This window comes from Parundibacterium terreum (assembly GCF_014636315.1).
In the GTDB taxonomy this organism is placed as follows: Bacteria; Pseudomonadota; Gammaproteobacteria; order Burkholderiales; family Burkholderiaceae_D; genus Undibacterium; species Undibacterium terreum.
The window spans coordinates 369,308-383,790 of record NZ_BMED01000002.1 but is presented as its reverse complement, the minus strand read 5'-3'; the positions used below and the strand labels follow the sequence as shown (position 1 = coordinate 383,790).

Sequence of the window (14,483 nt, the reverse complement as noted above, 5' to 3'; positions counted from 1 at the left end):
TCCGTTATCAGTAGGCTACTTAGTAAGCAGAATGCTCATTTTCCTTGATGTGCTGCAGCGTGACCTTGCCGCGCATGACGCGATATACCCAGCTTGTATACAACACGACAATAGGCATCATGATCACTACAACCCAGAACATGATGCCCAGAGTGCGGTGGCTGGAGACGGCATCCCACGCGGTCAGGCTGCTGTTCGGGGCCAGTGAGGAGGGCATGATGAAGGGGAACATCGCGCTGGCTGCGGTCAGGATAATCCCCGCTACCGCAATGCCGCTGGAAATGAAGGCAGCCATGGATTTTTGTGCACGGCTGAACAGCAGGCACAGCAGTGCCGCGAGTATCGTGCATGCCGGTACTAGCCATAACATCGGCTGCAGCGTGTAATTCCCCATCCAGCCGCCCAGCGTCCTTTCCACTGTCTTTGCCAGAGGCATGAAGGCTGAACCGGCAGGCGGCATGCTGGTGATGTGGTAGCCCTGTATTCCGGTTGCAATCCATATGCCGGCGCCGACAAAACATACGATGGTCAGCGCAGCGGCAATAGCGGAAGCCTTGCGGGCGCGTACCGCAATGTCGCCTTCGGTTTTCACCTGCAGGAAGCTGGCGCCGTGCATCGCAAGCATGGCTACGCTCAATATTCCGGACAGCAGGCCAAAGGGGCTCAGCAAGCCGAAAAAGTTGCCTGCATAGGTAACCCGCATCGTATCGTCATAGTTGAAAGGCGTTCCCAGCAGCAGATTGCCGAAAGCGACGCCGAAGATCAGTGGCGGCACGAAACCGCCGATGAACAGTCCCCAGTCCCAGGCATTACGCCAGGTGGGATTCTGCAGTTTGCTACGGTAGTCAAAGCCCACCGGCCGGAAGAACAGTGCAAACAGCAGCAACAGGATGGCGACATAGAAGCCCGAGAATGCCGCGCCATAGACCAGCGGCCACGCGGCAAAGGTGCCGGCTCCAGCAGTGACCAGCCAGGTCTGGTTACCTTCCCAGGTCGGGCCGACAGAGTTGAGCAGCACGCGGCGCTCGGCATCGGTCTTGCCGACAAAGGGCAGCAGCATGCCCACTCCCATGTCAAAACCATCCGTGACGGCAAATCCTATGATGAGTACGCCGACGAAGCCCCACCATATAATTTTCAGGGTTTCATAGTCGAAAATCATGATGTCGCTCCTACAGTGGCGCCAGCAGAAGAATGTGCTTCATTTTCAAAATGGTACTTGCCGGTGTGCAGGCTGCTAGGCCCTTGTTTCACATACTTCACCATCAGCATCATCTCTATCACCAGCAGTACTGTATAAAAACCGATGAAACCGGCCAGGCTGAAATACAGGCTTGATGGCTGCAGGCTGGATGCCGACAAATGGGTCGGTAAGATGCCGGAGATGGTCCACGGCTGGCGTCCATATTCGGCAGTGAACCAGCCCAGCTCGGCGGCAATCCACGGCAATGGAATGCTGTACATTGCCAGCTTCAGCAGCCAGCGTTGCGGCGCCAGTTGCTTGCGGATCAGGAAATAGAAGGAGGCTGAGAAGATACCCAGGAATAGTATTCCAAGTCCCACCATCAGGCGGAACGACCAGAACACCGGCCATACCTTGGGAATCGTGTCATTCACAGCCAGGCGTATCTGCTCCGGCGTTGCGTCCACTACTTTGTCCGTATATTTTTTCAGCAGCAGGCCAAAGCCCAGGTCGGCTTTCAGCTTGTCAAATGCGGCGCGCGCTTCCGGTGATTTATCGCCGGCTTTCAACTTCAGCAGGGCCGCATAGGCCAGCATGCCGTTACGGATGCGGAGCTCGTGCTCCTTCTTCAAATCCTTGATGCCTTTGACCTCGGTATCGACGGAGCGGGTTGCAATCAGGCCCAGTACATACGGTATTTTGACCGCATAGTCGGTGCGCTCTTCCTTGTCGTTGGGCAGCCCGAACAGCGTGATGCCGGCCGGCGCCGGCTCGGTATTCCATTCCGCTTCAATCGCGGCCAGCTTGACCTTGTTGACTTCGCCCGCCGTGTAGCCCGATTCGTCACCGAGCACGATCACTGACAGCGTGGCGGCGAGGCCGAAGCCCGCGGCCACTGCAAACGAACGCAAGGCAAACGCGGTGTCGCGCGCCCTCAGCAGATAGAAGGCAGAAATACCCAGCACAAACATGGACGCGGTCACATAACCGGCCGCCACCGTATGCACAAACTTGACCTGCGCCACCGGATTGAAAATCACGTCCTGCATGTTCACCAGTTCCATGCGCATCGTTTCAAAATTGAACTCGGCGCCGACAGGATTATTCATCCAGCCGTTGGCGATCAATATCCATAGCGCCGACAGGTTGGAGCCCAGCGCGACAAGAAAGGTCACGCCCAGATGCTGCACCTTGGACAGGCGGGCCCAGCCGAAGAAGAACAGGCCGACGAAGGTTGATTCAAGAAAAAAGGCCATCATGCCCTCAATGGCCAGCGGCACGCCGAAGATGTCGCCGACGTAGTGCGAGTAGTAGGCCCAGTTAGTGCCGAACTGAAATTCCAGCGTCAGGCCGGTGGTGACGCCCATCGCAAAATTGATGCCGAACAGCTTGCCCCAGAACTTGGTCATGTCGCGATAGATTTCCTTGCCGGTCATCACATACACGGATTCCATGATGACCAGGACCCAGGACAGGCCGAGCGTTAATGGAACAAACAGAAAGTGATACATCGCAGTGGCTGCAAACTGCAGCCGCGACAGCGCGACGACTTCATCTATCGAGGTCATGGAGAGCCTTTGTCGGTTGTATTTGAAATTGGAGGGGCTGCAGGCACGGCAGGCGCAGCGGTTGCAAGCTTTGTTGCCGGGGTTTCGGCCAGCAGGTGCTGTTCAACCTGTGGCAGCGGCATGCGCATTTTCTTTACCTGCGGATGGGAAAAGAAAAACTTCCACAGCAGTGTCAGGATAAGGATTTTGATCAGCAGGGCCAGCGTGATTTCAACTGCCAGCGGCAGCCGGGTGAGGCGGGGCAGCGGCCACTTGCTGTTGAGCGAGGATAGTCTGTTCGGTGGCGCGGGCATCTGCTGGCTCCCTTACTTGAACTCTTCACCATCATGATCGGCGTGCTCATCGCCATCCTGCTTGCCGGAGAAGCGGAATTTGTCGCGTACATCCAGCAGCTTTTTGACCTTGGAGCCCATCTTCATCAGCGAGCTCAGGGTCTCCGGCGACAGGCGCTGCACATCGTCGAACCATGAGCTGGACAGCTCTATCAAATCATACATCTCGCGCATGCGCTGCTGGGCGATGCGGTCCGCTTCGCTAGCCGGATTTTCCAGCAAGGCATCACGCAGCATGGACAGGGTAGGCTCCACTTCCCGCCGCCGGCGCTCTTCCAGCAAGGCCTTGAAAATATCCCAGATATCCTTTGGCGGCTCAAAGTATTCACGCCGGTCGCCGGGCTGGTGTAGCAGTTTTACCAGGCGCCAGGATTGCAATTCCTTTAATCCCATACTGACATTGGAGCGGGAAAAAGACAAGTAGTCGGCAATCTCGTCGGCATTCAGCGGCTTGGCTTGCACATATAGCAGCGCATAGATTTGCCCTACCGTACGGTTGATACCCCAGCGGCTACCCATTTCCCCAAAATGCAGGATAAAACGCTGGCTGAGCGGGCTTAGGGGTACAAGTGGAGGATTAGTCATTTCTCTTGTCTATTGAATTTTCAGTAATTACTGAAATTATAGAATAATAGAGAAATGCGTGCCACCGCAATTTGCGGCGCCGATGTTTTATTCCGCTGCTCCCTTGCTTGAAATACAATTCTGCTTATTTTTCGCTTATTTCTTATTCAACGCCTGAGGTTCTTATGCGCTTTGCTCCAGTCGCTCAAGTTTGTGCCGGTTTGATTCTTTGCACGTTGGGAGGTTTTTCCCATGCAGATACGGTAGTGGACAATGTTCGCGGCTACAGTTTCAACAGTGAGCGGCAGTTGTTCCAGTTTCAGGCTATTGCTTTCGCTGATGACGGCAAGATCATTGCTACCGGATCTTCTGCTGAGCTTGCCGCCCGTGTGCCGGGTGCGCGGCATATGGATGCAGGAGGCAAGACTTTATTGCCAGGCATGACCGACGCTCACGGGCATATTTTCGCTTTAGGCACCAGTTCCATAGAGCTGGATCTGCGGCCCAGCCAGAGCCTGGCGGAAGCTCAGAAATTGCTGGCTGCCTATGCCAAGGCGCATACCGATTTTCCGTGGATACGCGGAGGCGGCTGGAACCAGGCGGTATGGAAACTGGGACGCTTTCCCACAGCGCAGGAAATTGATGCTGTCGCCGCCGACAGGCCGGTCTGGCTCAGCCGCGTGGATGGGCATGCAGGCTGGGCGAATCGCCGGGCATTGCAATTGGCCGGCATCAGCAAAGCCACACCGGACCCGGTTGGCGGCAAGATAGAGCGCGATGGGCAAGGCAACCCCAGCGGTGTTCTGGTGGACAAGGCGATGGCATTGGTCGACAAGATAGTGCCAGCGTATAGCGATGCCGAGAATCGCGCAGCACTGGATGCCGCACTGGCCAATCTGCGCCAGGTCGGCTTGACCAGCGTACACGATGCAGGCGTTTCTGCGCAGGCCGACAGCTTGTTCCGGGAATATGCGGACAACGGCAAATTGACCACTCGCGTATACGGCATGATCAGCGGCGTTGATCAATTCTTCGACCGCGTTTCAATTAATGGCCCGTTGGCTTCGTATGCGCAGGACAAATATGCCTTGCGGGCCGTCAAACTATTTGCCGATGGCGCATTGGGAAGCCGTGGTGCAGCGCTGATAGAACCGTACCAGGATGCGCCGGATTCTCATGGCTTGCTATTCAAGACCGATGCTGAAATCGCCGCGATGATGGAAAAGGCCATCAAGAAAGGCTATCAGGTCAACGTGCATGCGATAGGCGATGCAGGTAATCGCCAGATACTGAATGCCTATGAAAAAATGAACCAGCTCTATGGGGCAGGCGACTTGCGGCACAGGATAGAGCATGCCCAGGTCGTCGCGCTCAGCGACATCCCGCGCTTCAAGCAATTGGGCATACTGCCGTCCATGCAGCCTACGCATGCCACTTCGGATATGAACATGGCTGAGGCCAGGGTAGGCAGGGAGCGCATCAAGGGCGCGTATGCGTGGCGCAGCTTTTTAAACCAGGGCTCCATCATTCCTTGCGGCTCGGATTTCCCGGTAGAGTCGCCAAACCCGTTCTGGGGTATCCATGCGGCGGTCACCCGGCAAGATATGAATAATATGCCGGTGGAGGGCTGGTATGCGGATCAGGCGATGACGGTCAAGGAGGCTTTCCGCTGCTTCACCATTGATGCCGCGTATGCGGCTCACCAGGAAACCGTATTGGGTTCGCTGGAACCGGGGAAATGGGCAGATTTCATCATTACCGACCAGGATCTGTTTGAGATGCCCGCCAGGGATATCTACAAGATGGAAGTGCTGCAAACCTGGGTTGCCGGAAAACAGGTCTATGCAAAATAAGATGAGCTGGCGCGGATTGAAAGGGCAGTTCGCGCCACTTTGAGTCATGCTCGCCGCCCGTTGAGTGCATCTCGTCGCATCCGTCTTTGATGCGCTAGCAAACCCGGTGAGAATGGCCGCATAAAGTTGCTAGGCACTTAAACCCGGAAATATTAATCTCTACAACATCAAGCAAGGGAGACTTTACGATGAATGCATGGATGGCTTTCTTTCACCACCTGGCAGCCTTTACTATTGCCCTGACATTGTTTGCAGAGATGCTATTGCTGGCGGAACCGCTGACCTTGGCTTCTGCCCGCAAGATACAGCGTTTTGATGCCTTGTACGGCATGTCGGCCGGGCTTATTCTGGTACTCGGTTTTTTACGCGTGATGTACTTTGAAAAAGGCCCGGCCTACTATTCGCACAGTGGCCCTTTCATGGCGAAGATGGGTTTGTTTGTTCTGATCGGACTCATTTCCATCTATCCGACGATGGTGTTTTTGAAATGGGGAAAGTCGCTGAAGCAGGGCATCGTGCCGGAACTCAGCCTGTCGCAAAAACGTAAACTGCGAGGCATCATCCACCTGGAACTGACGCTGTTGGTACTGGTGATACTGAGTGCCGCGCTGATGGCCAAGGGCATAGGCTATTTCGGCGCTTAAAGGCTCAAGTTTTCGTAGCGTTTTCCAGGCCGCCGAGGCTTAAACGCCTCCAGCCGGCCTCACCATGTCTATGTGCGGAATGTCATCTTCCAGATAGATGTCGGTCACCGTCTTGAACCCAAATGAACCATAGAATTTTTCCAGGTAGGCTTGCGCACCGATGCGTATGGCCTGGCCTGGATAGATACGTTCCAGTTGGCGTATGCCTTCAGCGATCAGGGTTTTTCCGGCGCCGCCGCCACGAAAATTCTTGCTTGTGATCACGCGGCCCAGTGAGGGCTCGTCAAACTTGATGCCCGGAGCAACAATGCGCAGGTAGGCTGCCACGACATTGTCGCCGGCCCAGCCGATAACGTGAACAGCATCGAGATCCAGGCCATCCATCTCCTGGAAGACGCAATTCTGCTCCACGACAAACACTTCTGAGCGGGTTGAAAATATTGCGTATTGCTGTGCGGTAGACAGTTCATCCAGTCGCGCGCACTGCCAGTTGATGTCGGCTTGATTATTTTGCATGAATTCAAATTCCTCGGCTAATCAGCCATGATAAAGGCTTTGGCCATCGAGGTACAGTACCTGGCAGTATGCTTCCGTCCTTCTACATCTGCTTGAACAGATGCGAGTAGATGCGGCTGACTTGCAGAACGTCGTTTGAGCCGCGTAGCTTCAATGTGAGCTTGCCGGTTTCATCGCGGATGGCAACCTGTACATGGCGTGTGTTGACGACAGTACTGCGATGGACTTGCCAGAACAGTTTGCTGTCCAGTTGCGGTAGCAAGTCTCTCAGGCTGGTGCGTATCAGCGACGAGTGTTCCGCGGTCACCACATTGATGTATTTGTCGGTGGCTTCAAAATACAGTACATCGGCGACCGGTATCATGCGTATCTGGTTGCCGACTGCCGCGCGGATCACTTCCAGGCGCTCCGCATCGGCTGCCATGCCCGGCATTAACTGGCGCAGCTGGCCTACCACCCGCTCCAGCTCACTGGAGCGCTCTTGGTTATTATTCAGCTTCGCCTTCAGGCGGGCAACGGTTTTGCCGAGGCGCTCGTCGCTGATGGGTTTTAATACATAGTCTGCGGCAGATTGCTCAAACGCCTGGATCGCGTATTCATCATAGGCGGTAACAAAGACAATCTGCGGGAAGGGGGAGGACTCCGGCCATTCTTCAGCCAGTTCCTGCGCGACTTCCAAGCCGGTCTTGCCCGGCATCTTGATATCCAGGAACAGTACGTCCGGCAATTGCGCCAGCGCTTCCTGTACCGCGGCAACGCCATTTTCTACCACGGCGCAAATTTGCAGTTCGGGCCAAAGACGCCCAAGTGCCTGCAGCAGTGCGTAGGAAAGTATTGATTCGTCTTCTGCCACCAGGGCGCGTAATAGGGTCATGGTTGTCCAAAAATTTTAAATGATAGAGGGCAGGCGCAGACAGGCGATAACACCGGCCGGCTGGTTTGCTTTTAGTGTAAAGGAGGCGCTCGGCCCATATATTGCCAGGATCCTGTCCCTGACATTGGCATTGCCTATGTGGTTGCCATCCGGTGACGGTTCTGCCTTGACGGACTCTGAATAATCGAAAGGCAGGCCAAGGCCGGTGTCGCTGACTTCCAGATACAGCACTGCGTTCTCTTCGCGTGCCGTCACATGGATGTTGCCTCCCTCCATCTTGGGCTCTACACCATGCTTGATTGCATTTTCCACCAGGGGTTGCAACAGCATGGGAGGGATTTTTTTTGCCTGTAAATCGGCAGGCAGATCAAGGCTATAGCTGAGCCGCTTTCCCATGCGTATCGACATCAGCTCCAGATAAGCCTTGATCAGCGTGAACTCTTGCTGCAGGCTGGTCTGGTCGGCGCGGGATGAGCTCAGCGTTGCCCGCAGGTATTGAATCAGCTGGTCCAGCATATGCTGCGCCTTGTCCGCATCCATGCTGATCAGGGTTTGCAGGTTGGCCAATGTATTGAACAGCATATGCGGCTCTATTTGTGCCTGCAGCAGTTGCAATTGCGCTTGCATCGCCTGTTTCTCTATCGCAGCCGTACGGGCCTTTTCTGTCTCTGCGGCGGCTGTCAGTTCTGCCATTCTTCCCTTGTTCCAAAAGAACCAGGTTGTCACCAGGCAGACCACGACGGTAAAGATCAGCGTGCCCAGGCCGAACTGGCTTTGAGCGCTTGCGAAACTCTTCAGCGGATAGCCGTAAATCATCAAGCCCATGTTAGAGCCTACGAAATAGGCGACCGGTGCTGCGAGCAGGCAAACCAGGTAATACATCGGCCGGTAAGGTTTGCGCGTGCCCCAGATCAGGTAAACCGCCGAGTCGATCAGCAAAAAAGCGCTATAGCCTATGCACATGGAGAAGACAATGTTTTCAACAAAACCACCGCCGTTGTGCAATAGATAGGTGAGTACAGTGCCGCACAATATATTGATGGCGGTTACGGTCAGGAAATCATCGCGCAGCCTGCTGAGGAATACATTGCTGCGGATGTAGCGCCATAAATTGGATTCTGTTGCCGGGTTCATGCTTGGGTTTTGTCTCGCTATGAAATGAGTTTTGGTGATTCTGGCGACTTATTGAAATTTATTCAATTCATTCTGGATCATACGTTGTTTCCAGCTATTTCCGGGAGCATGCGTTACCACGGACAGTCCGTGGAAAAACACGCCTATGCCCCAGCCGAAGAGCGGCCAGACGGACCAGTTGTCATGGCCCAGTTGCAAGTTCAGCAGTATCAGTCCGGTATTGACGGCCAGGAAAACAGTCAGATGGATCATAAAGCCGATTTTACGTTCCACGTGGCGTTTAGCCTGGTCATAAGTGATGGTGGTTTGCATGGTGTTCTCCTTTGGGAATGTGTTGTTTGATGACTGAATTATCTATGCCGCTAAGGGCAGGCGACAGTGAAAAGCGACGAGCCGGAGGATTTATGGCGTGAAATCGACGGAATTTGGAGTTAGCTGCACGAAGAGGTCGCAGACGTAGAATGTTTGCTGATATATTTGGCAGCTTTACAACAGGGTTGACGATGCCGGGGCATGAGCCCGGCGTCAATGCGTACATCGCAGCTACCTGAAGCCCGACAAAATCTTGGAGAAGATAAGAATGCCCGACCAGTTCACCAGCCGCCGCTTTGCTTTGCCTCTGGCCGCCGCTATCGCCGCCGCACTACCCTTATTTGCTGTCCCGGCGATGGCGACAAACAAGCAAAGCGCACCCACGGTCGCTGAAGCGGAAAAATTCATCAATGAGGCAGAGCAGCGCCTGGACAAGCTGGGCGTCAATTCCAATCGCGCAGCCTGGGTGTATGAGACCCATATCACCGGCGATACCGAGGCCATGTCTGCCCAGGCTGCCGAGCAGACCTTGACAGCGGCCAGTGAAATCGCCGTGCAGGCGCGCCGCTATAACAAGCTCAAGCTGCCGGCTGACAGTGCGCGCAAGCTCAAGCTGCTGCAACTGAACCTGGTCTTGTCGCAGCCTGCCGACCGCGAGGCGTATACCCGCCTGTCCACCAAGCTGGCTGGCGAATACGGCAAGGCCAAGTATTGCAGCAAGCCTGGCGATGCGTCTTCCTGCCGCGATCTTGGGCAACTGGAGGACCTGATGGCAAACAGCCGCGATCCTGCACAGTTGAAAGATGCGTGGATAGGCTGGCACAAGCAGGCGATCAGTTATAAGGATAGCTATGCGCAATATGTGGCCTTGTCCAACAAGGGCGCGCGCGAGATGGGCTATGCGGATACCGGCGCCTTGTGGCGCTCCCAGTACGATATGCCGTCTGAAGAATTTGCCGCAGAGACGGAACGCCTGTGGCAGCAGGTCAAACCCTTGTACGACTCCCTGCACCTGTATGTGCGCCTGAAGCTGCGCCAGACGTATGGTCCGGATGTGGTACCTAAGGACGGGCCGATTCCAGCCCACCTGTTCGGCAATATGTGGAGCCAGACCTGGGACAACCTGTACCCTATCCTGAAGCCGCAAGGCCAGAATACCTCGCTGGATGTGGGCGAGGTATTGAAAGAACGCAAGATAGATGCAGTGCAGATGACACGCTTTGCCGAGGGTTTCTATACGTCATTGGGCATGGAGAAATTGCCGGAATCTTTTTATGCCAATTCCATGCTGGTGAAGCCTCGCGACCGGGAAGTGGTATGCCACGCTTCTGCCTGGGATATCGATAGCCTGACCGATGTGCGCATCAAGATGTGCATCAACCAAACCACCGAAGATTTCACGACGATTCACCATGAACTGGGCCATATCTACTATGGATTGGCCTACCGCAAGCAGCCCAGCCTGTTCAGAAACGGTGCCAATGACGGTTTCCATGAAGCGATAGGCGATACGATAGCCTTGTCGATGACGCCGGAATACCTGAAGAAGATAGGACTGCTCAATGAAGTGCCTGATGCTTCTCAGGACATCGGCGTCCTGCTGCACAAGGCGCTGGAAAAGGTAGCCTTCCTGCCTTTCGGTTATCTGGTGGACCAATGGCGCTGGCAGGTATATTCCGGCAAGGTCGCACCTAAGGACTACGATAAAGTATGGTGGGAACTGCGCGAGAAATACCAGGGCATCAAGCGTCCGGCGCCTATGGAAGAGGGCGGTTTCGATGCCGGTGCCAAATACCATGTTCCTGCAGATACGCCCTATGCCCGCTACTTTGTGGCAGACATCCTGCAGTTCCAGTTCCATCGCGCGCTGTGTAGAGAAGCCGGTTATACAGGGCCGTTGAATCGCTGTTCCATCTTTGAAAACAAACAGGCCGGCGCCAAGTACCAGGCCATGTTGTCCATGGGCCAAAGCCGTCCATGGCCTGAGGCGCTGAAAAAAGTGGCCGGCGAAGAAAAGATGGATGCTTCCGCGATCCTGGATTATTTCGCACCGCTGAAGGTATGGCTGGACGCGCAGAACAAGGAATTGTCCAGGCAGTAAATACTGCACTCAAAAAAAACGGCGGACCTTGGTCCGCCGTTTTTTATTCAATGATGTCGTTTTACGCTTCAGCGATTTTCAGTATCAGCTTGCCGTTGTTTTCGCCTGTAAACAGCATCTGGAAAGTCTCTGGAAATTTATTGAAGCCTTCAACAATGTCTTCCCGTGTTTTCAGCTTGCCGGATGCGATCCAGCCTGCCATCACCATGCCAGCCTCGGCGGCGCGTGGATAAAAGTCAGAAACCATCACACCCTTCATCGTCGCCCGCTTGACCATCAGGTTCAGGTAGTTGGCTGGACCCTTGATCGGCGTCGTATTATTGTATTGCGAGATCGCACCGCAAATCACCACGCGTGCGCCATGCGCCAATTGTGCCAGCGCTGCGTCCAGGATGTCGCCGCCTACGTTATCGAAATACACATTGATACCGTCAGGGCAGTGCTGCAGCAATGCTGCCTTGACGTTATCGCTCTTGTAGTCGATCGCTGCGTCAAATCCCAGCTCTTCCGTCAGATAGCGGCATTTATCGGCGCCGCCGGCAATGCCGACTACGCGTGCACCCTTGATTTTTGCAATTTGCCCGACGACGGTGCCGACGGCGCCCGCTGCGCCGGACACCACCACCGTATCGCCCGCTTGCGGCTGGCCGACTTCCAGCAGGCCGAAATAGCCCGTCAGGCCAGGCATGCCTAGGCTGCTCAGGTAAACCGACAGCGGCGCCAGCTTAGGGTCTATCTTGGTCAGGCTCTGGCCGTTGGAATAAGCATACTCCTGCACGCCCAGCAGGCCGTTCACATGGTCACCGACCGCGAACTTGGGGTTGTTGGACGCGATCACCCGTCCTACCGCCAGCGCGCGCATCACGTCACCGAGGCCTACCGGTGGAATATACGAAGCCTTGCTCTCATTCATCCAGCCGCGCATTGCGGGATCCAGCGAGATTTGCAATATCTTGATCAGCACCTCACCCTCGGCCGGGTCACGTAGTGTTTCTTCCGTGAAATTCCAGTCACTGGCTTTGACGGTGCCTACTGGGCGGGCTGCGAGACGGAACTGGTGATTGACTGTGCTCATAAAATTCTCCATGTGTGAAATTGTCGTTGATCAGATATCGCGGCTTAGCCTGAATAGCCTGCTGATGAATTCAGTATAGTCGCAAGATTGTTGCTTGATTAGTCGGCAATAAAGCATAATATTGTTGACTAAATCAGGACAATAATAAATATCATGCTCAATCCACAACATTTGGCGGCTTTTGCCAGCATCGTACGGGCCGGCAGCATCAGCAAGGCCGCAATCCAGATGGGCTGCGGTAAATCGGTGCTGTCGCGCCAGTTGGCAAGACTGGAGCAAGACCTGGGAGCGCGGCTGATACAGCGTTCGACGCGCAGATTGACGCTGACTCAGATAGGCGAGCAAGTCTTGCAGGAGGCCTTGCAGATAGACAAGGCCTTGAGCAATATCGAGCAAATGGCAGGGCAGCATCAGCAAGAGGTCAAGGGTCGCCTGCGCGTGACTTGCCCTATGCCGGCGATAGGGCATCTGGTACCGTTGCTGACCGAATTTTGCCAGCGTCATCCGCAGATAGAATTTACCTTGCTGGTGGAGGACAGGCTGGTGGACCTGATTGCAGAGCAGATCGATGTTGCGGTGCGTGTCGCGCATCTGGAAGATTCCAATCTGATTGCGCGCAAGCTGGCGGACAGCCAGCGGGTGCTGGTCGCAGCTCCTTCGTATCTGGCCAAGGCAGGCATGCCGCAAGTGCCGGACGACCTGCGCCAGCATTCCTGCCTGGTGTACGCTGCCGGCGGCAAGGTATTTGACGAGTGGACTTTCATGCAGGACGGCATCAGCAACAGAGTCAAGGTAGCAGGTTGCCTGCAGGCGAACAATGGCATGGCATTGATTGCCGCGGCCTGCTCAGGTGCGGGCGTGCTGTTGATAGACCGTGTACTGGTGGCGGCGCATTTTGCCAGCGGCGAATTGCAAATCATATTGCCGCAATACCAGTTGATGCACGGCTCGCCTATCTATGCTGTCTATCCTGCACGCGACTGGCTGGCGCTGAAGACGGCGACCTTTGTCGCCTTCCTGCAGGAGCGCCTGTTTGTCGATCTGTGATAGGGGGAGAAGAGGCTGCCTAGATGATCTTCCGGGTCCTCAGGTTGGCCAGTTTTTCTTCATCGTAGCCGAGCAAGTTTCCCAATACCTCGCTTGTATGCTGGCCCAGTAAGGGCGGCGCGCTCAAGGCCTGCGCCGGCGTCACCGACATTTTCATCGGGCTGCCGACCAGCCTGACTTTACCTGCACTGGGGTGCGGCAATTCCATCAGCATGTCGCGCGCGACGACTTGCGGATTGTCGAACACTTCATCCAGGTTATTGATAGGGCCGCAAGGCACACCGGCCGCTTCCAGCAAATCTATCCATTCCTGCTTGGTTTTTTGCGCGACCATTTCCATCAGTAAGGGCACCAGCTGATCACGATGCGCCACCCTGCGCGGATTGGTCAGATACAAGGGATCGTCCGCCAGTTCCGGCCTGCCGCCAGCCTGCACAAATTTGGTGTATTGGCTATCGTTGCCTGCGGCGACGATGATGTGCCCATCCGAGGTGGCGAAGGTCTGGTAAGGCACGATATTCGGGTGCGCATTGCCCCAGCGCTTGGGCGCGACTCCGCTGGCCAGGTAATTGGTGTTCATATTGGCCAGCATCGCCACCTGCACATCCAGCAACGCCATGTCGATGTACTGGCCTTCGCCTGTCCTATCCCTGTGGCTCAGGGCCGCCATCACCGCGATTGTGGCGTACATGCCGGTCATCAGGTCGGCGATCGCCACCCCTGCTTTTTGCGGGCCGCCACCGGGCAGGTCGTCGCGCTCCCCGGTCAGCGACATGAAGCCGCCCATGCCCTGTACGATGAAATCGTAGCCCGCGCGGTGCGCATAAGGGCCGGTCTGGCCAAAACCGGTGATGGAGCAATAGATCAGGTCAGGCTTCAATTCCTTCAGTGTGTCGTAGTCCAGCCCGTATTTTTTCAACTGGCCTACCTTGTAATTTTCCAGCACGATGTCCGATTGCAGCGCCAGTTCGCGGATGATTTGCTGGCCTTCGTCGCTGGAGATGTCGACGGTAATTGCCTGCTTGCCGCGGTTGGCGGCCAGGTAGTAGGCCGCTTCGCTGGTATTTTCTCCCGTCTCGTCGCGCAGGTAAGGCGGCCCCCAGCTACGGGTATCGTCGCCGACCAGCGGGCGCTCGACCTTGATGACTTCTGCACCCAGATCAGCCAGGTTTTGCGCACACCATGGCCCGGCCAGGACCCGCGTTAAATCAAGGACCCGGATGTGGCCCAATGCTGTTTTGTTTTGCATCTTGGATTATCCTATCTGTGAATCTTTTCTG

General features: G+C 55.4%; 14 protein-coding genes. 4 read left to right on the top strand and 10 right to left on the bottom strand.

Translation table 11 applies throughout. The annotated features are described in order from the left end of the window. Positions 1-19 precede the first annotated feature (19 nt). The 4 genes from cydB to IEW12_RS10725 are packed head-to-tail and all read right to left on the bottom strand — an operon-like array spanning position 20 to position 3,668. Complete coding sequence (gene cydB / locus IEW12_RS10740; RefSeq protein WP_188566052.1) at positions 20-1,162, bottom strand: cytochrome d ubiquinol oxidase subunit II; 1,143 nt, start codon at positions 1,160-1,162, stop codon at positions 20-22. Then, on the bottom strand, positions 1,159-2,751 hold the full coding sequence (locus tag IEW12_RS10735; RefSeq protein ID WP_188566051.1) for a cytochrome ubiquinol oxidase subunit I: 1,593 nt from the start codon (positions 2,749-2,751) through the stop codon (positions 1,159-1,161). Before IEW12_RS10735 ends, cydB begins: the two co-directional genes overlap by 4 nt. Next, positions 2,748-3,044, bottom strand: coding sequence for a cytochrome oxidase putative small subunit CydP (gene cydP / locus IEW12_RS10730; RefSeq protein WP_188566050.1), 297 nt, complete (start codon positions 3,042-3,044; stop codon positions 2,748-2,750). Before cydP ends, IEW12_RS10735 begins: the two co-directional genes overlap by 4 nt. 12 nt (positions 3,045-3,056) lie before the next feature. Next, on the bottom strand, positions 3,057-3,668 hold the full coding sequence (locus tag IEW12_RS10725) for a GbsR/MarR family transcriptional regulator (protein WP_188566049.1): 612 nt from the start codon (positions 3,666-3,668) through the stop codon (positions 3,057-3,059). Positions 3,669-3,832: 164 nt separating this feature from the next. Here IEW12_RS10725 and IEW12_RS10720 point away from each other — a divergent pair, with 164 nt between their 5' ends. Both IEW12_RS10720 and IEW12_RS10715 read left to right on the top strand, forming a co-directional pair. Continuing rightward, positions 3,833-5,500 carry an amidohydrolase gene (locus tag IEW12_RS10720; protein ID WP_188566048.1) on the top strand — a complete coding sequence of 556 codons (1,668 nt, stop codon included), beginning with the start codon at positions 3,833-3,835 and terminating at the stop codon, positions 5,498-5,500. 188 nt (positions 5,501-5,688) lie between these two features. After that, positions 5,689-6,144 (top strand): DUF2214 family protein, encoded by a 456-nt coding sequence (locus tag IEW12_RS10715; protein WP_188566047.1) that lies wholly within the window; start codon positions 5,689-5,691, stop codon positions 6,142-6,144. A gap of 39 nt (positions 6,145-6,183) precedes the next feature. Here the strand turns inward: IEW12_RS10715 and IEW12_RS10710 are convergent, their stop codons facing one another. From IEW12_RS10710 to IEW12_RS10695, 4 genes are all read right to left on the bottom strand, one after another. Further along, entirely contained in the window at positions 6,184-6,660 is a 477-nt protein-coding gene (locus IEW12_RS10710; protein ID WP_188566046.1) for a GNAT family N-acetyltransferase, read from the bottom strand. A gap of 82 nt (positions 6,661-6,742) precedes the next feature. Then, positions 6,743-7,534 (bottom strand): LytR/AlgR family response regulator transcription factor, encoded by a 792-nt coding sequence (locus IEW12_RS10705; protein ID WP_188566045.1) that lies wholly within the window; start codon positions 7,532-7,534, stop codon positions 6,743-6,745. Between the two features lie 15 nt (positions 7,535-7,549). Next, positions 7,550-8,668, bottom strand: a complete 1,119-nt coding sequence (locus IEW12_RS10700) for a sensor histidine kinase (protein WP_188566044.1) — start codon at positions 8,666-8,668, stop codon at positions 7,550-7,552. A 48-nt stretch (positions 8,669-8,716) separates the two neighbouring features. After that, positions 8,717-8,980 (bottom strand): 2TM domain-containing protein, encoded by a 264-nt coding sequence (locus tag IEW12_RS10695; protein ID WP_188566043.1) that lies wholly within the window; start codon positions 8,978-8,980, stop codon positions 8,717-8,719. Between the two features lie 268 nt (positions 8,981-9,248). Here IEW12_RS10695 and IEW12_RS10690 point away from each other — a divergent pair, with 268 nt between their 5' ends. Beyond that, positions 9,249-11,081, top strand: coding sequence for a M2 family metallopeptidase (locus IEW12_RS10690; RefSeq protein WP_188566042.1), 1,833 nt, complete (start codon positions 9,249-9,251; stop codon positions 11,079-11,081). A gap of 61 nt (positions 11,082-11,142) precedes the next feature. Here the strand turns inward: IEW12_RS10690 and IEW12_RS10685 are convergent, their stop codons facing one another. After that, the gene (locus IEW12_RS10685) at positions 11,143-12,156 is read right to left on the bottom strand and encodes an NADP-dependent oxidoreductase (protein ID WP_188566041.1); all 1,014 of its coding nucleotides are present in this window, start codon (positions 12,154-12,156) and stop codon (positions 11,143-11,145) included. A 153-nt stretch (positions 12,157-12,309) separates the two neighbouring features. On the opposite strand from IEW12_RS10685, the gene IEW12_RS10680 reads away from it, so the two are divergent. Continuing rightward, complete coding sequence (locus tag IEW12_RS10680; protein ID WP_188566040.1) at positions 12,310-13,203, top strand: LysR family transcriptional regulator; 894 nt, start codon at positions 12,310-12,312, stop codon at positions 13,201-13,203. Positions 13,204-13,222: 19 nt separating this feature from the next. Here IEW12_RS10680 and IEW12_RS10675 read toward each other — a convergent pair whose 3' ends face one another. Further along, positions 13,223-14,452: a CaiB/BaiF CoA transferase family protein gene (locus IEW12_RS10675; RefSeq protein ID WP_188566039.1), complete on the bottom strand. Its 1,230-nt coding sequence runs from the start codon at positions 14,450-14,452 to the stop codon at positions 13,223-13,225. Between the last annotated feature and the right edge of the window lie 31 nt (positions 14,453-14,483).